This is a genomic window from Gemmatimonadaceae bacterium, from assembly GCA_036504815.1.
Taxonomy (GTDB): Bacteria; Gemmatimonadota; Gemmatimonadetes; order Gemmatimonadales; family Gemmatimonadaceae; genus PNKL01.
This window is the reverse complement of record DASXUN010000021.1, coordinates 652,354-668,153: the sequence shown is the minus strand read 5'-3', so window position 1 is coordinate 668,153 and position 15,800 is coordinate 652,354. Positions and strand designations below refer to the sequence as shown.

Annotated in this window: 15 protein-coding genes; 6 read left to right on the top strand and 9 right to left on the bottom strand. The window is 66.7% G+C overall.

Annotated features, from left to right (window positions below):
- Positions 1-46: 46 nt before the first annotated feature.
- The 4 genes from VGJ96_12560 to VGJ96_12545 all read left to right on the top strand — a co-directional run bounded on the left by VGJ96_12560 (position 47) and on the right by VGJ96_12545 (position 4,964).
- A complete protein-coding gene (locus tag VGJ96_12560; protein ID HEY3287942.1) occupies positions 47-1,741 on the top strand; it encodes a GMC family oxidoreductase in 1,695 nt (564 codons plus the stop codon).
- A 59-nt stretch (positions 1,742-1,800) separates the two neighbouring features.
- Entirely contained in the window at positions 1,801-2,457 is a 657-nt protein-coding gene (locus VGJ96_12555; protein HEY3287941.1) for a gluconate 2-dehydrogenase subunit 3 family protein, read from the top strand.
- Between the two features lie 348 nt (positions 2,458-2,805).
- Positions 2,806-4,041, top strand: coding sequence for a Gfo/Idh/MocA family oxidoreductase (locus tag VGJ96_12550; protein ID HEY3287940.1), 1,236 nt, complete (start codon positions 2,806-2,808; stop codon positions 4,039-4,041).
- Positions 4,038-4,964, top strand: a complete 927-nt coding sequence (locus VGJ96_12545) for a proline dehydrogenase family protein (protein HEY3287939.1) — start codon at positions 4,038-4,040, stop codon at positions 4,962-4,964. Before VGJ96_12550 ends, VGJ96_12545 begins: the two co-directional genes overlap by 4 nt.
- 52 nt (positions 4,965-5,016) lie before the next feature.
- On the opposite strand, the gene VGJ96_12540 is transcribed toward VGJ96_12545, so the two are convergent.
- The 5 genes from VGJ96_12540 to VGJ96_12520 all read right to left on the bottom strand — a co-directional run bounded on the left by VGJ96_12540 (position 5,017) and on the right by VGJ96_12520 (position 10,928).
- The gene (locus VGJ96_12540) at positions 5,017-5,658 is read right to left on the bottom strand and encodes a copper homeostasis protein CutC (GenBank protein HEY3287938.1); all 642 of its coding nucleotides are present in this window, start codon (positions 5,656-5,658) and stop codon (positions 5,017-5,019) included.
- Positions 5,659-5,662: 4 nt separating this feature from the next.
- A complete protein-coding gene (locus tag VGJ96_12535) occupies positions 5,663-7,390 on the bottom strand; it encodes a DUF885 family protein (GenBank protein HEY3287937.1) in 1,728 nt (575 codons plus the stop codon).
- A gap of 161 nt (positions 7,391-7,551) precedes the next feature.
- Entirely contained in the window at positions 7,552-8,967 is a 1,416-nt protein-coding gene (locus VGJ96_12530; protein ID HEY3287936.1) for a Gfo/Idh/MocA family oxidoreductase, read from the bottom strand.
- Positions 8,968-8,978: 11 nt separating this feature from the next.
- Positions 8,979-10,205, bottom strand: coding sequence for a nucleoside permease (locus tag VGJ96_12525; protein ID HEY3287935.1), 1,227 nt, complete (start codon positions 10,203-10,205; stop codon positions 8,979-8,981).
- A 30-nt stretch (positions 10,206-10,235) separates the two neighbouring features.
- Positions 10,236-10,928, bottom strand: coding sequence for a DUF1080 domain-containing protein (locus tag VGJ96_12520; protein HEY3287934.1), 693 nt, complete (start codon positions 10,926-10,928; stop codon positions 10,236-10,238).
- 216 nt (positions 10,929-11,144) lie between these two features.
- Here VGJ96_12520 and VGJ96_12515 point away from each other — a divergent pair, with 216 nt between their 5' ends.
- The gene (locus VGJ96_12515; protein HEY3287933.1) at positions 11,145-11,633 is read left to right on the top strand and encodes a GNAT family N-acetyltransferase; all 489 of its coding nucleotides are present in this window, start codon (positions 11,145-11,147) and stop codon (positions 11,631-11,633) included.
- Between the two features lie 103 nt (positions 11,634-11,736).
- Complete coding sequence (locus VGJ96_12510; protein HEY3287932.1) at positions 11,737-13,503, top strand: acyl-CoA dehydrogenase family protein; 1,767 nt, start codon at positions 11,737-11,739, stop codon at positions 13,501-13,503.
- Positions 13,504-13,652: 149 nt separating this feature from the next.
- On the opposite strand, the gene VGJ96_12505 is transcribed toward VGJ96_12510, so the two are convergent.
- Genes VGJ96_12505 through VGJ96_12490 form a run of 4 tightly spaced genes read right to left on the bottom strand, consistent with a single transcriptional unit; the run spans position 13,653 to position 15,738 of the window.
- Entirely contained in the window at positions 13,653-14,108 is a 456-nt protein-coding gene (locus VGJ96_12505; protein HEY3287931.1) for a Rieske 2Fe-2S domain-containing protein, read from the bottom strand.
- Positions 14,109-14,122: 14 nt separating this feature from the next.
- Positions 14,123-14,623: a Rieske (2Fe-2S) protein gene (locus VGJ96_12500; protein HEY3287930.1), complete on the bottom strand. Its 501-nt coding sequence runs from the start codon at positions 14,621-14,623 to the stop codon at positions 14,123-14,125.
- Positions 14,624-14,645: 22 nt separating this feature from the next.
- Positions 14,646-15,143: a hypothetical protein gene (locus VGJ96_12495; protein ID HEY3287929.1), complete on the bottom strand. Its 498-nt coding sequence runs from the start codon at positions 15,141-15,143 to the stop codon at positions 14,646-14,648.
- A 1-nt stretch (position 15,144) separates the two neighbouring features.
- Positions 15,145-15,738 (bottom strand): hypothetical protein, encoded by a 594-nt coding sequence (locus tag VGJ96_12490; protein ID HEY3287928.1) that lies wholly within the window; start codon positions 15,736-15,738, stop codon positions 15,145-15,147.
- Between the last annotated feature and the right edge of the window lie 62 nt (positions 15,739-15,800).

The following is a 15,800-nucleotide window of genomic DNA, read 5'->3' as shown; positions in this document are numbered from 1 at the left end:
TACCGGATGGCTGGCGAACGGGCGTTCCTCTGGACATTTTCGCCGTATGCAAACGCAACCGAAGCGCCTCGAATACGATGTCGTCATCGTCGGCTCCGGCGCGGGCGGCGGCATGGCCGCCTCTGTCCTCGTGGAAGCCGGCGCCAATGTCCTGATGCTCGAAGCCGGCGGCTGGTGGGACAACACCATGGATTCCACCATGCTCAAGATGCCGTACGACTCGCCACGGCGCGGCGCCGGCACGGCCGACCGTCCCTTTGGCGAGTTCGATGCCTGCATCGGCGGCTGGCAGATTCCCGACGAACCGTACACGGTGGCCGCCGGCCAGAAATTCGACTGGTGGCGCGCGCGCATGCTCGGCGGCCGCACCAACCATTGGGGACGCATCTCGCTGCGCTTCGGCCCGGACGACTTCCAGCGCAAGAGCATCGACGGACTGGGCGACAACTGGCCCATCACGTACAAGGACCTGGCGCCGTACTACGACAAGGTGGACCGCCTGGTCGGCATCTTCGGGTCGAAGGAGAACCTCCCCAACCATCCCGACAGCATTTTCCAGCCCGCCCCGCGGCCACGCTGCCATGAGTTGTATATCAAGCAGGCCGCCGACCGCCTGGGCATCTGGTGCATCCCGGCCCGCCTCTCGATCATCACCAAGCCGCTCAACAATCGCGCGCCGTGCCATTACTGCGCGCAATGCAATCGCGGCTGCATGACCAATTCCAACTTCACCTCCGGGAACGTGCTCATCTTCCCCGCGGCGAAGACGGGACGCCTCTCCATCATCACCAACGCAATGGCCCGCGAGGTGACCGTGGATGCCAAGGGCAATGCGACCGGCGTCAGCTACATCGACAAGGCGACAGGCAAGGACATGCACGTGAAGGGGCGCATCGTCGTCCTCGCCGCCAGCGCCTGCGAGAGCGCGCGCATCATGCTCAACAGCAAGTCGTCGCGCTTCCCCAACGGCATCGGCAACCAGGGCGGCGTGATCGGCAAGTACCTCACCGACAGCACCGGCACCGACGTGGGCGGCTTCATTCCAAAGCTGACCGAGCGCGTGCGGCACAACTGCGACGGCGTGGGCGGCGGCCACATCTACATGCCGTGGTGGCTGGACAACAAGAAGCTCGACTTCCCGCGCGGCTACCATATCGAGGTGTGGGGCGGCCTCGGTCAGCCCGGCTACGGATTCATGGGCGGCATCGAGAACTACCCGAACTTCTCCGGCTACGGCGCGGGGCTGAAGGAGGACTACCGCCGCTTCTGGGGCTCGACGATCGGCTTCTCGGGGCGCGGCGAGATGGTGCCCAACGCCGACAGCTACTGCGAACTGGATCCCACCAGGAAGGACAAGTGGGGCATCCCGGTGCTCAAGTTCCACTGGAAGTGGAGCGACTACGAGTTCAAGCAGGTGAAGCACATGCAGGAGACCTTCCGCAAGCTCATCGCCGAGATGGGAGGCGAGGTCTGGAGCGCGATGCCGGGCAAGGAGAAGGGATACGGCATCTCCAACGGCGGTCAGATCATCCACGAAGTCGGCACCGTGCGCATGGGCAATGACCCGAAGACGTCGGCAGTGGACGCGCATCAGGCCGCCTGGGGATGCAAGAACCTCTTCGTGGCGGACGGTGGCCCGATGGTGAGCCAGGCCGACAAGAACCCGACGTGGACCATCATGGCGATGGCGTGGCGCACCGCGGACTACATCACGCAGCAGCGGAAGGCGGGGGCGCTATGAAGCAGAGAACGACAGAGAACGACAGAGAACGACAGAAGCCGGCAGGCACGACAGCGCGAGTGCTTCCCGTCACGGCGGCGCACGACGATGCGCCACGGGGCGTTGATCGGCGCGACGTGGTGAAGATGCTCGGCGCGGCGTCGCTGGCGGCCATTGGCCTCGCGTCGCCCGACGTGGCGCGCGCCGCGGAGTATGCGCGGGCGGCGCTCGAGCAGGGGGCGCCGGCGTACAAGCCGATCTTCTTCACCAGGACCGAGTGGCCGATGGTGCGCGCGCTCGCCGACCTGGTGATTCCCCGGGATGCGCGGTCGGGCAGCGCCGCGGATGCGGGCGTTCCCGAGTTCATGGATTTCATCGTGAACGACTTCAAGTCCAACCAGAACTGGATGCGCGAAGGACTGGTCTGGCTCAACGGCGAATGCACGCGGCGCTTCAAGCGCGGCTTCGTGGCGTGCACGCCGGAGCAGCAGAAGCAGGTGCTCAACGACATCGCCTTCCCCAAGAAGGCCGCGCCGGCGCTCAAGCCGGGCGTCGACTTCTTCACCCGCTTCCGCGACCTGACGGCGAGCGGATTCTGGACCAGCCGCATCGGCTTCAAGGACATCGGCTACATGGGCAACACCATCGTCCCGGTCTGGGAAGGGTGCCCCGAGCCGCAACTGCAGAAGCTCGGAGTCTCGTACAAGATGTCCATGCGGGCGGTGCGCAGAAGGTAGACTCGGCGCGCGCTGCCGGACACCCGACGGCGGGGCATCCTGACGGGATGCTCCGCCGAGTTCGTTGTGGGCAGACCGGACCGCATACCACGGATTTCACGGAAGGCAGGGAGGGCCACGAAACTTCATTCACTGGGGTACTGACTTCATGCGTGGTCGGGGCTGGAACAGGATCGATGTTCCGCCACGAAGTCGCTGTTCTCCGTGACCCTACGTGCCTTCCGTGTCTTCGGTGGTGACAGACTCCCGTTCCCCGCACCGCTCGTATGGCGCACCCCCGGAACCCTGAGCGATAATTACCCCCCGCACCCTGCACCACACCCTGTTCCCCGCACCCTGCACACGACAATGTCCCGACTCGGCGTAGGTTTCATCGGCTCCGGCTTCAACGCCCGCTTTCACATGCAAGGCTGGGTCGGCGTGCGCGACGCCGACATCCTCGGCGTCTGGAGCCCCGACGACAAGGGCGCCAAGTCGGCCGCCGCGTACTGTCGCTCGCTGAACGTCGGCGACTGCAAGCCGCACCGCAGCATCGCGCAAATGGTCGCCGATCCGGCCATTGACGCCATCTGGCTGAGCGGCCCCAACCACGCGCGCATCGAGAACGTCGAGGAGATTGTTGACACGATCAAGCGCGGCAAGGGATCGCTCAAGGGCATCGCCTGCGAAAAGCCACTCGCGCGCAACGTCGCCGAGGCCAGGCGCGTGAAGCAGCTCGTCGACTCGGTGGGACTCAAGACGGGTTACCTCGAGAACCAGCTCTTCGCGCCGCACGTCGAGGCGGGCAAGAAGCTCATCTGGGCGCGCGGCGCGGCCACGACCGGCCGGCCATACCTCGCGCGCGCCGCTGAGGAGCACAGCGGCCCGCACAGCCCGTGGTTCTGGATGGGGCAGCTGCAGGGCGGAGGCGTGCTGAACGACATGATGTGCCACTCGGCGCTCGTCGTGCGGCACCTGCTCACCCGCCCCGGCGAGCCGCTCAGCACGGTGAAGCCCGTGCGCGTCACCGGGCACATTGCCTCGCTCAAGTGGTCGCGCCCGGCGTACGTGAAGAAGCTCAAGCAGAACATGGGCGCACAGGTGGACTACTCCAAGGCACCATCCGAGGACTTCGCGTCGGTCACCATCGAGTTCGAGACCGCCGAGGGCCATACGGTAATCGGCGAGGCTTCCACTTCGTGGAGCTTCGTTGGCGCGGGGCTGCGCCTCTCGGCCGAACTGCTGGGCCCCGAGTACTCCATGAAGTGGAACTCGCTCGACAGCGGGCTGCAGCTCTTCTTCAGCCGCGAGGTCACCGGACGCGCCGGCGAGGACCTGGTGGAGAAGCAGAACGCCGAGCAGGGCGTGATGCCGGTGGTGCCGCAGGAGCATCTGGCCTACGGCTACACCGACGAGGACCGGCATTTCGTGAACGCCTTCCTCGGCCGCGAGGAGCCGCTGCTCACGTTCGACGATGGTCTTGAGGTCGTGAAAATGCTCATGACGGCCTATCAGAGCGCCGAAAGCGGCAAGACTCTCGCCTTCCCGCCCAAGAACCTCAACACTTTCAAGCCGCAGGTCGCGCAGGGGACCTGGAAGCCGTGAGCCTCGGGCGGACGATCCTGCTGAAGATGGCCGATTCGCCGTTCCTGAATCGGCAGGCCACGCAGCGCGCGTTCGTGAAGCGGGCCACGCGGCGGTTCATGCCCGGCGAGGCGCCGGAGGATGCGCTGCACGCGGCGCAGATGCTCAAGGCCGAAGGGCGCGGCACGGTGTTCACCAAGCTCGGTGAGAACATCGTGGTGCCGGCCGACGCCGAGGCCGTGCGCGATCATTATTTGTGGTTCTTCGACCAGTTGGCCGCGTCGGGGCTCGACGGGCACGTGAGCGTGAAACCCACGCAGCTCGGGCTCGACCTGTCGTACGACAAGTGCCTCGAGCACCTGATGCTGCTCGCGGCGCGGAGCGAGGCTATCGGCAAGGTCTTCTGGATCGACATGGAGGGGTTCGTGTATGTGGACCCCACGCTGAAGCTGTACCGCGCGTTGAAGGAGAGGCACCCCAACGTTGGGCTCGCGATGCAGGCGTACCTGTATCGCACGCAGGCCGATCTCGAGGCGCTGATGGACCTGAACCCCATCATCCGCCTCGTGAAGGGGGCGTACGCCGAGCCGTCGAGCGTGGCGTATCCCGTGAAGGCCGACACCAACCGCAACTACTTCGACCTTGCCGACCGGATGCTGCAGGCCGCCGCGGCGGGCCAGTGCACGCCGATCTTCGGCACGCACGACATTCCGTTGCTCGACCGGCTGGTGGCGCGCGCCAAGGCGCATGGTACGCCGGACCGTGGGTACGAGATCCACATGCTGTACGGCATCCGCGACGCCGACCAGCGCCGCCTGCGCAGCGAGGGGCGCACGGTGAAGACGCTGATCAGCTACGGGAGCGCCTGGTACAAGTGGTACATGCGGCGGCTGGCGGAACGACCGGCGAATGTGTGGTTCGTGGTCAAGTCGATGGTGGGGTAGCAAGCAGAACGGCGCCGAGAGGCGCCGTTCTCATTGCACGAAGCGAGTGCGTTTACACCCCCTCCACCGCCTTCACCATTCCCGCGTACTCTCGCCCGTGCACCATCCGCACGCCGGTCGCCTCCACCAGCGCCGCGACGTTGGCCGGCGTCACCTTGCCGCCCGCGATGACGTTGATGCGATCGCCGGCGCGCTCCACCAGGCGCTTCAGGTTCTGGGCGCCCTCGGCCGCCGTCTTCGCCCCGCCGCTCGTCAGGATGCAGTCGAACTGCAGCGACACCAGCAGCTCGAGCGCCTCGTCCTGGTCCTTCACCGCGTCGAACGCGCGGTGGAAGCCCACGCGCATGGGGCTCGCGATGGCGTGCAGCTCGGCGAGCCGCGCCGCGTCCACTTCGCCGTCCGGCGTGAGGATCCCCACCACCACGCCGTCGGCGCCGAGTTCCTTGGCCACAGCGATGTCACGCTTCATGATCTCGAACTCGTCGTCCGTGTACACGAAGTCGCCGGCGCGCGGACGCACCAGCACGTGCACCGAGACGAGCAGCCGCTCGAGGCATCGTGCAATGAGCCCGGCGCTGGGCGTCGTGCCGCCGTCCACCAGCGGGCCGCACAGCTCGATGCGGTGCACGCCGGCCTGCTGCGCCGCCATGGCACCGGCAAACGAATCCACCGCCGCTTCAACGCGCACCGACATGGTCTTACCTGCCTCCGGAGGGCGGAAGGGTTGCCGCGAACTTCCACTGCGTCGTGAAATCCCGCGACAACGGCTGGTTCAGCATGAGCGCCCGCACCATCTCCACCGGCATGGTGCCGTGCGTGTAGATGAAATCGTGGAACTGGCGGTTGGTCATCTTGCCGCCGTCCACGACCTCGTGATGGAGCGCGCGGAACTGCAGCCCGCCCATCATGTACGCCACCTGGTACAGCGGCCCGTACGATCCGTTGAATGACCGGCGCACCTCGGCCGTGGCATTGGCGCGCTCGTGCCCCACGCGGTCCACGAGGAAATCAATGCACTGCTGGGGCGTCCAGTTGCCGAGGTGGAAATTGAGCGAGAAGATGATCCGCGCCGCGCGGTGCATGCGCCAGAAGAGCGCCCCGATGCGGTCCTCGGGACTCGCGTGGAAGCCGTTGTCCCAGAGGATCGTTTCCCAGTAGAACGCGCCTCCCTCGCTCCAGAACGGCGTGGCGAACTCGCGGCGGTACGGGTAGTACCGCGACGTCATGAACCCCTGCATGTGGTGGCCGGGGATCATCTCGTGGAACGCCGTCGCGTGCGAGAAGTGCGGATTGTTGCCGCGCATCGCCATTAGCTTGTCGTCGTCCGGCATGCTGTCGGTGGGATACGCCACCTGGAACACCTCGCCGCCCAGGAAGAACGGCGACGTCTTCTGCCGCTCCGGCGAGATCATCTCGATGCGCCACACATCCTGCGCCAGCGGCGGGATGGTGACCATGTCGTGCGCGTTGAGCCACTTCACCGCGTCGAACTCGAGGTCGCGCACCATGGTCACCTGCTCACCCGGCGGCACGTAGCTCTGCTTCACCTTCTCCATCGCCGCCTTCCAGTCGTCGCCGAACCCCATCGCGCGCGCCGCCTTCTTCATCTCGCTTTCGCCCCAGTCGAGCTCCTTCTGGGCGATGGCAATCAACTCCTCGGGCGAGTACGGCAGCAGCTCGTGATGAATGCTGGTCTCGATGGCGGCCCGGCCGATGGGCAAGCCGACAATGGGCTCGTCATCGCCGCGCTTCCAGCCGACGATCTTCTCGCGCAGCACGCGCTGGTAGTTGGTGAGCGCCGAGTCGGCGCTGCGGTGGGGCGCGCCGGTCCACCACGAGAAGAGCGGGTCATACCCATTGTAGAACTGGTGCCAGCTCCGCAGCGTCGTCCGCAGCGCCGCAGTCACCTCGGCGGCCCGATACGCCGCCACCTTGCTGATCTTCACCGCCGAGGAGTCGCCCTTGGGCGGGTTCTCGATCTTCGTGCGCAGCGCATTTACCGTCGCGCCGATGTACGCGAGCGTGCGCGCCGCGCGGGGGCCGTCCACCGCTTCCATGCGGCGGCGCGCGTCCTCGAGCGCGAAGACCGAATCGCCAAACGGCAGCAGCGCGGCGAGGTCGGCATAGACCTTGGTGTCACGCTTCAGTTCGTCCTGCGCCTCCTCGACGGAGTTGCGCAGCAGGATGTGATCGGCCCTGGCGTCGTGACTCAGCGCATTGAAGTCGATGGCCTTCAGCTGTCCAAGCCACGCATCGTAGAACTTGCCGAAGACCTCGCGTTGCGCCGGCGAATACTGCTGCGGGTAGCGGCGCTGCAGCACCATGCGGTCGGCGGTGTACCGTTCCACCACGCCGCGCATTTCGCTGCCGCGCTCGGCGATGAGCAGCTTCGCGTCGGGCGTGTAGACGGCGGGCTTGTCTTGCACATGCTGGTTCGTCGGGCCGGCGGTCGCCTTCTGTGCCCGTGCCTCTGCACCACACGGTGCCTGTGCCCCTGCACCACACCGTGACTGTGCCCCTGCACCCCCTGATGCGACGGCCATCAGGGCACAGACGCCAGCCGCCAGAACGAAGCCCGGCCGTCGCATCAGAGGCTGTACCCCGCCCGATACGGCGTCGAGATCCATTCGTCCGGAACTCCCTTCGTGAGCAGTTCGCCCGTCGTCGGGTTGAGCTCGATGGCGCGTCCGGCGCGCACGGCCAGGTTGCCGAGCACGATCATCTCGGTGAGTGGCCCGGCGTGGCCGGCGATGTTCGAACCGGGCTGCGTCCCGCCCTTGATGGCCTCGATGAACTCGCCGTAGACGCCCTTGGTGCGCGGGTACTTCGGCGGCAGCGGGTTCGCCTTGAGCTGCTTGTCGAGATCGGCGTCGAGCAGGCGCGGGTTCTCGCCGTACGTGCCGGCGATGGCCATGCCCTTCTCGCCCTTCCAGAGCTGGAAGCCGTCGTCCCACAGCGGCCAGTTGTCGATGGCCGTGATTCCTGCCGGCTTCGCGGGGAGGATGCCGCCGTCGCGCCACGTGCAGGTGAGCACGCCGTTCTTGCCGACCGCATTCATCGTCCCGGCCACCGGGAACTCGTACGTGATGCGGCTCATCTTGGGCGCCGTCTCGGGGAAGAGCTGCGACGTCTCGGGAATCACGCGACCGGGGAACTTGAGGCCGAGGATCCAGACGGCGCAGTCCATGATGTGGCAGGCCATGTCGCCCATCGCGCCCGTGCCGAAATCCCACCAGCCGCGCCAGTTGAACGGCGCATACGCCGGGTGGTACGGCCGGAACGCCGCCGGTCCAAGCCACAGCTCCCAGTCGAGCGTCGGCGGCACGTTGTGCGCCTCCGAGGGGCGTTTGATCCCCTGCGGCCAGATGGGGCGGTTGGTGTAAAAGTCCACCGACTCGACCTTGCCGATGAGGTCGGCCTCGATCCACTCGCGCAGGACGCGAATCCCCTCGGCGGCGTGGCCCTGGTTCCCCATCTGCGTCGCCTGCTTCGGGCGCTTGGCCGCTTCGGCCTTCATGGCGCGCACCTCGGCCACCGTCCGCGCCAGCGGCTTCTGGCAGTAGACGTGCTTGCCGGCGCGCAGCGCGAGCAGCGACGCCGCGGCGTGATGGTGGTCAGGCGTCGAGACCGTGATCACATCGATGTTCTTGTGCTCGCGGTCGATCAGTTCGCGGTAGTCCTTGTACTTCTTGGCCTGCGGCTGGGTGCGGTAGCTCCGTTCGGCGCTCACGTCATCCACGTCGCACAGCGCGTAGATGTTGCAGTCGGCCTGCGCGGCAAAGCCGCGCACGTCGCTGCCGCCCATCCCGCCCACGCCAATGCAGGCGACGTTCAGCTTGTCGCTGGGCGCCACGTAGCGTCCGCCCTGCGCGCCGAGGACGTGCGGCTTGACGATGGTGAACGCCATGCCAGCCATCGAGGTCTTCTCCACGAACTCGCGGCGCGAGACGCTCGGGCTCTCCGCGGGGGCGTTGGGGGCGGAAGCGGGATCCTTGGTCGTCATCGTGATTCTCCTCAGTTGGCGGCCGGCACAGCCGGGGTTTCCTTGGGACGGAACAGGAGGGCGAACAGCACCATCACCACGGCGGCGGCGATGGCCGGGTGCATCCAGATGGCCGACCAGTTGTGGGTCACGGCGGCCCCCGCCTGCGTGGCGGGAATCGTGTAGCGGTCGGCGACCGCGCCGCTCACCGACGCCCCGAGGTAATACCCCACCCCGTTGGTCACGAAGTTGATGAGTCCCTGGGCGGCGCCGCGGATCTTCTCGCCGGCGCGCTCGTCGGTGTAGATCTGTCCGGCGACGAAGAAGAAGTCGTAGCACACGCCGTGCAGGAGGATGCCGGCGTAGATCATCCACATGCCGGCGCCGGCGTTGCCGTGCGCGAAGGCGAAGTAGCGCAGCGCCCACGCCGCCATGCCGCCCACCATGATCCACTTGATCCCCGCCTTCCGCAGGAAGAACGGCAGGAGGAGCATGAAGAAGATCTCGCTCATCTGGCCGAACGTCTGGATGAACGCCGGCTCGGGGGCGCCGATCTCGTTGAGGAAGAGGTTGGCGAAGGTGTAATAGAACTGCAGCGGCACGCAGAGCAGGAACGAGCCGATGACGAAGAGCGCGAAGTCCCACTGCTTGAGCAGCTGGAGCGCGTCGAAGCCGATGGCGTCGTGCCAGTTGAACGGCGTGCCCGCGGCCTTGGGCGGGGTGTGCGGCAGGATGAGCGCGAACGCCGCCATCGCCACCGAGGCATACGCCGCGAGCTGCATTGGCAGCGCCTGCGCATCGGCCTTGAGAACGCGCCCCACGATGATGCCCGCCACGATCCAGCCGATGGTGCCGAGCACGCGGATGGCCGGGAACTCGCGCCCCGGATCCTTCACGTGGTGGAACGAGATGCTGTTGGTCAGCGACAGCGTCGGCATGTAGCAGAGCGCGTAGCCGATGAGCAGCGGATAGAACGTGGCGAAGGTCGTCTGCGACGACGCCATCCACATGAACGCCGCGCCGGCGAGGTGCAGGATGGCGAGCAGCTTCTCCGACGAGAAGAAGCGGTCGGCGATCATCCCGACGAAGAACGGCGAGACGAGCGCGGCGATGGCGGTGGCGCCGTACGCCGAGCCGATCTGCGTCCCCGAGAACTTGAGCGTGGCACCGAGGTAGGTGCCCATCGTCACGAACCAGACCCCCCAGATGAAGTACTGGAGGAACATCATCGTCATCAGTTTCAGGCGCGTCGCGTTCATCGAGGCTCCGTGGCGGGTGGAACGCCGGGGTCAGTCGAGCGGGCGGATGCGGATGTTGCGGAGCGAGAGCGCGCCGTTGTGGTCGCCCTGGATGCCGATCGCGCCGCGCTTGGCGAGTCCGTAGTTCGGGTACCGCGAGAACTTCGACTTCTTCACCTTGGCCTTCCAGTCGTCGCTCCACAGCTCGTACTCGGTCACCTTGGTGCCGTTGAGCCAGTGCTCGACGTGGTTCTTCTTCATCACGATGCGCGTCTTCTGCCACTCGCCGGCCGGCTTGAGCGCCCCTTCGGCCGCGGGATAGAGGCCGTAGGCCGCGCCGGCGGAGGTCAACCGGGTGCGTCCATCCGGCGCGTTGGCATCGTCGAGCAGCTGATACTCGGTGCCGCTCCAGTAGATCTTGTCGTACTCCTCGGTGGCCCGGTAGAAGACGCCGGCGTTGCCGCCCTTCTCGAGCTTCCACTCCATCTCGAGCTCGAAGTCGCCAAAGATGTCGCGCGTCATGATGTCGCCCGCGGTCCCCTTCTTCACGAGCACGCCGTTCTCGATGCTCCACCCCTTGGGCATTTCCTGGCTGTGATAGCCGCGCCAGGCGGAGAGGGAGGTGCCGTCGAACAGGGGCTTCCAGCCGCCCCCCTGGAACGGGAAGTGCATCGAGGCGCAGGAAGCCATGAGCAGGACGCCGACCGGGGCGGTGCGTCGCGCGAATGCGAGGAGGCGGGTCATGGGTCGATTCGGTGGGTTGGGTAACCGCGAAAACGTACCGTCGTGGCTGAGGTTTCGACAGGTTCTCGTGTGCTTCTCTATGGTAGTGGGGAGCGCGGGTTTTACGACGACTGATACCACGGATTGCACGGAAATCACGGATGAACACGGAGCAGTTCGTCGTCCAGCCCGGCCTGGAGGATTAGACTTGAGCAGTCACTCAAGCGAGCCCGGCGAATGCCCATAATCATCGAACCCGCCCGCGACGACGCCGACCGCGCCGCCTGCGCGCGCATGATGTGCGAATCGGACCCGTGGATCACGCTCGGTCGCAGCTACGACCGCTGTCTCACCGCCGTGTCGGACCCCGCTCGCGAGCTGTATGTGGCGCGCGACGGCACGGAGGTGGCCGGGTTCATCCTGCTGACCATGAAGGGGCAGTTTCCGGGGTACATCACCTCCGTTTGCGTGGCCGCGTCGGCGCGTGGCACCGGCATGGGCACCCAGCTCGTGGCGTTCGCCGAGGAACGCATTCATCGCGAGTCGCCGAACGTCTTCCTGTGCGTCTCGTCGTTCAACCCCGGCGCGCGCCGGCTCTATGAACGGCTCGGCTTCGAGTTCGTCGGCACGCTCAAGAACTTCCTGGTCGCCGGGCACGACGAGCTGCTGTACCGGAAGTCCATCGGACCGTGGACGGAGTTTCAGGAGAAACAACCGACGCGGTAACCGCCGGGCGCGGGACCGTGTAGGTTAAAGGGATGCATGGACGCCCTGCCTCCATGCGCCCAGATACTCCACCGCGGCATTGCGCCTGCGCCAGGAACCTATCGTGTCCAAGACTCCGCATCTGGCTGATCCCGACAAGAATCCGTCATTCACCAAGGCCGTCTTCTCCGGCGAGATCCGCGAGGATCTGGTCTTTCCGTTCCCCGTGCCGTCGGAGTCCGATCGCGAGGCAGCCGCCGCGATCCTCGATTCGTTCCGCGGCTGGGCCAAGGAGACCGTCGACGCACGCCAGCACGACCACGACGGAAAGTTCACCGACGCGACGCGCGCCGGCATGGCCGAACTCGGCCTGATGGGCCTCAATATCCCCGAGGAGTACGGCGGCTTCGGGGCGAGCGCGATGGTCTTCAACCGCGTGTTCGGCGAAGTCGGCGCCACCGATGCGGCGCTGGCCGTCTACTTCGGCGCCCATCAGTCCATCGGCTGCAAGGGGATCACGCTCTTCGGCACGGAAGAGCAGAAGCAGAAGTATCTCCCCAAGTGCGCAAGCGGCGAGCTGATCGCCGCCTTCTGCCTCACCGAGCCGGGCTCGGGATCGGACGCGCAGGCGATGCTCTCGACGGCCATTCCAAGCGCGGACGGCACGCACTACGTGCTCAACGGCACCAAGATCTGGATCTCCAACGCCGGCTACGCGGGGCTCCTCACCGTCTTCGCCAAGGTGCCGGTGGAAGTGGACGGCAAGCAGAAGCAGCGCGTGACGGCGTTCATCGTGGACGCGCACGCACCGGGCGTCTCGATGGGCCAGCCCGAACAGAAGATGGGAATCAAGGCGTCGGACACGCGCACGTTCACCTTCGAGGACGTGAAGGTCCCGGTCGACGACCGGCTGGGCGATGTGGGAGCCGGCTTCAAGATTGCGCTGGAGATCCTGAATTCCGGGCGCCTCGGCCTCGCCGCTGGTTCGTCGCGCGGGACGCGCGAGATGATGCGCCACGCGCTCGAATATGCCAGGCAGCGCGAGCAGTTCGGGCGCCCCATCGGGTCGTTCGAGATGATCCAGCGCAAGTTCGCGGCGGCCGCGGCCGACTGTTACGCGATGGACGCCGCGTGGATGGTGACGTCGGCGATGGTCGACCGCGGCGGCGTGGACTTCTCGCTCGAAACCGCCTGCTGCAAGATCTTCGCCTCTGAACTCTCCAACCGCACGGCGCACGAGGCAATGCAGATCGCGGGCGGCATCGGGTATTCCAAGGAGTATCCGTACGAGCAGTTCGTGCGCGACGCGCGCATCAACATGATCTTCGAGGGGACCAACGAGATCCTGCGCGCGCTCATCGCGCTGAGCGCGCTGCAGCAGCCGGGCGAACGGCTCAAGGAGATCGGCAAGGCCTTCAAGGATCCGCTGCGCTCCCTCGGCGCCATCAGCGGGTACATCGCCGGCCGCGCCGTGCGACAGTTGACGAAGCCCGAGTTCACCAAGGTGCACCCGGCGTTGCGTGACGAGGCCGAGCTGGTGACCGACGTCATTCACGCGCTGGCCACGGGCGTCGAGTCGCTGCTGACGAGCGAAGGCAAGAAGATCATTGAGAAGCAGTTTCATCAGGAACGGCTCGCCAACGCGGCCATCGACATCTATCTGGCGGTCTGTGCGCTCTCGCGCGCGACGGCGGCGCTCGAGGCAGCCGGTGGCGACCAGGCGAAGGCCGCGCCCGATCTCGATTGCGCCAAGTTGTTCGTCGGCTCGGCCATGCGCCGCGCCCGTCGGTCGGTGCGCGGCCTATCGCGCAACCAGGACGAGCGGCAGAAGGCCGTGGCGGAGCGCGCGCTGGAGAGTGGGCAGCTCGCGCCGGAAGTACCGCTAGGATAGCCTAGGCTGCAGAGGCACAGGCACGGTGTGGTGCACGGTGAAGGGGGCGGGCCGATTAATCGGCTCGCCCCCTAATCCCGTCTGTCCCAAGCACCGTGCACTCCACTGTGCCCGTGCCCCTGCACCCCACCCTGCCCGTGCCGGTGCACCTAGCGTGTAATAGTGACCGTCCCCGCCACCGCGTCATAGCTGGCCGGCAGGCTCCGCATGTTCGTCGTCGGCTGCCCGCCCTGCCAGACGCCGGTGCCCGAGAAGCGAGCGCCGTGGTTGGGGCACAGGAAGCCGCCACCGTTGACGTTTACCGTGGCGTGCTCGTGCGGACAGACCAGCGAGAGGGCCGTGAACGACTGCGCACCCGTGCGCACCAGCGCCACCGGCGTGCCGCTTCCACCGTCCACACGGGCGACACCGCCGACGTTCGTCAGCACCGCATACTGCGCGAGTGTGACCACGAGATTCCCGCCACTCGGGCCGCTGGGGCCGCTCGGCCCGATCTGTCCGTCACCGCACGCCGACTCGAGCAGCGCCAGCGCCGTCAGCGCCGCCGCGCCGAGGAAGTCGCGCCGTCCAAGCGGACAAGAACCTTCGCAGGGATGATCGGCCATCGTCGGCCTCGCAGTCAGAGGGTGATGACGGCGGCGGCCCACTGCGTGGGCTCCGCGTCGGATTCGAACCACTTGTCCACGTCCACCACGGCGTTGTTCCCGTCGCGTCGGATCACCAGGCGATCCATGTTGCGGGTGGCGCGCCCCGAGATGAACTCGCCGGTCGGCCGGTAGCGCGACTCGTGCTTGGTGCAGTAGAAGCCGCCCGAGCCGGCCGGGTCAAGCTTGAGCGCCGTGCTCTGGTGCGGACAGGAGAGCGAGAAGGCGTACACCTTGCCCGCATTGCGGACGAGGATCACCTCGTTCTTGTCATCGAACTGCACGCCGTCCTTGGCGGGAATCGGATACCGCACCTCGGTGCGTTCGCGCGAGAGGGCGCGCACCGAGCCGACGGCCGCCATCGCGCCGCGAGGCGCGAGTCCTGACGCAACCAGCGCGGCGGTGAAGACGGACACGTCCTTGAGGAAGACGCGGCGGGCAATCGGGCAGTCGCCCGAACAGTCGTTGGCACTCATTTCAATCGGGGGACGTGAGGGGTCAGGCGTTCAGCAACAGCACGCCGCCCAGCACGACGGCGAACCACAGGACGTAACTGAATCGGGAGGCGCGGGCGAGCCGCGGCCACGCCGACGAGAAGGTGGCGGGAGCGTGCTGCGCCTTCTGCTCGATGGACTGCAGCCACGCGCCGTTCATCAGCAACAGCGCCAACGCGAACATCTTCCCCCAGAACACCGGCGAGGGAAGGTACGTCTCGATATCGGCGGCGAGCATCAGCACGCCGGACACCGCGGCCATGGCCAGTCCGATGATCACCGGGCGGTGCGTCGCGGACACCTCGGCGAGCAACCGCGCGCGCACCTCGTCCGACGCCGCGCGTGCCTTCCACACCGCGCGATCCGCCGCAATGGCGAGCCCACCACCGCCCAGCACGCCCGCGAGATGCGTGAACACCACGACCGCCTGCGTCGCGTGGGACTTGGAGTAGAACCGGGCCCACGGCTTCGCGAACTCGGCGAGGGTCTCGACCAGCGGCATGTCAGTCTCTCCGCAAGGGCTTGAGCATCATCAGGTACGACACGGTGGCCACGGACATCGAGGAGATGGCCACCGTGCGGTGCAGCTTGCGTTTGTCGAACGACTCCTCAGCCTCGTCGGCCAGCACGCCGGTCGCCACAAATCCCGCCTCGGCGAGCATCATCAGCGCCGCGTGGGTCGTTCGCCATTTCCGGCCGCCTTCCTGATGGCGTGTCTCCCACCAGTTCATCCCGCCGGTCACCGTGTTCACGGCGAAGAGGCCGGCGATGCCGCCGGCGACGACGCCGTGGTAGTCGCGCGCCCACTGCGGCGCGGCGGCGCTCTTCTTGAACAGCTGGTCGCCGGCGGCGTACTGGAAGGCGAACATCGGCAACATCGTGTACGAGCTGTATCGATGGATCTTGAGCCGCACCTTGTACGCGTCGCTCAGGCGCACCGCGCGTCGACGCACCCGCACGGTGTCATCCACGGGAACATCAACGCCGACGCGCGCCGATTCAAAGCGCGGCCCGGCGCCGCGAACGCCTGGATCATCGACGGCCTGCGTGCCAAGACCCAGCGAGAGCACCAGCGACACTGCCGCGTGCATCACCATGTTTGTCTCCGCTCCGCGAGATTGCCTGCACGAGCCGGGTCATCCATTGGTACCATACCGCC

Coding starts and splice junctions, on each gene's coding strand:
- VGJ96_12495 (HEY3287929.1), bottom strand. CDS start 15,143: ATGCCGCTGGTCGAGACCCTCGCCGAGTTCGCGAAGCCGTGGGCCCGG.
- VGJ96_12520 (HEY3287934.1), bottom strand. CDS start 10,928: ATGACCCGCCTCCTCGCATTCGCGCGACGCACCGCCCCGGTCGGCGTC.
- VGJ96_12490 (HEY3287928.1), bottom strand. CDS start 15,738: ATGGTGATGCACGCGGCAGTGTCGCTGGTGCTCTCGCTGGGTCTTGGC.
- VGJ96_12505 (HEY3287931.1), bottom strand. CDS start 14,108: ATGGCCGATCATCCCTGCGAAGGTTCTTGTCCGCTTGGACGGCGCGAC.
- VGJ96_12525 (HEY3287935.1), bottom strand. CDS start 10,205: ATGAACGCGACGCGCCTGAAACTGATGACGATGATGTTCCTCCAGTAC.
- VGJ96_12540 (HEY3287938.1), bottom strand. CDS start 5,658: ATGTCGGTGCGCGTTGAAGCGGCGGTGGATTCGTTTGCCGGTGCCATG.
- VGJ96_12560 (HEY3287942.1), top strand. CDS start 47: ATGCAAACGCAACCGAAGCGCCTCGAATACGATGTCGTCATCGTCGGC.
- VGJ96_12550 (HEY3287940.1), top strand. CDS start 2,806: ATGTCCCGACTCGGCGTAGGTTTCATCGGCTCCGGCTTCAACGCCCGC.
- VGJ96_12530 (HEY3287936.1), bottom strand. CDS start 8,967: ATGACGACCAAGGATCCCGCTTCCGCCCCCAACGCCCCCGCGGAGAGC.
- VGJ96_12515 (HEY3287933.1), top strand. CDS start 11,145: ATGCCCATAATCATCGAACCCGCCCGCGACGACGCCGACCGCGCCGCC.
- VGJ96_12500 (HEY3287930.1), bottom strand. CDS start 14,623: ATGAGTGCCAACGACTGTTCGGGCGACTGCCCGATTGCCCGCCGCGTC.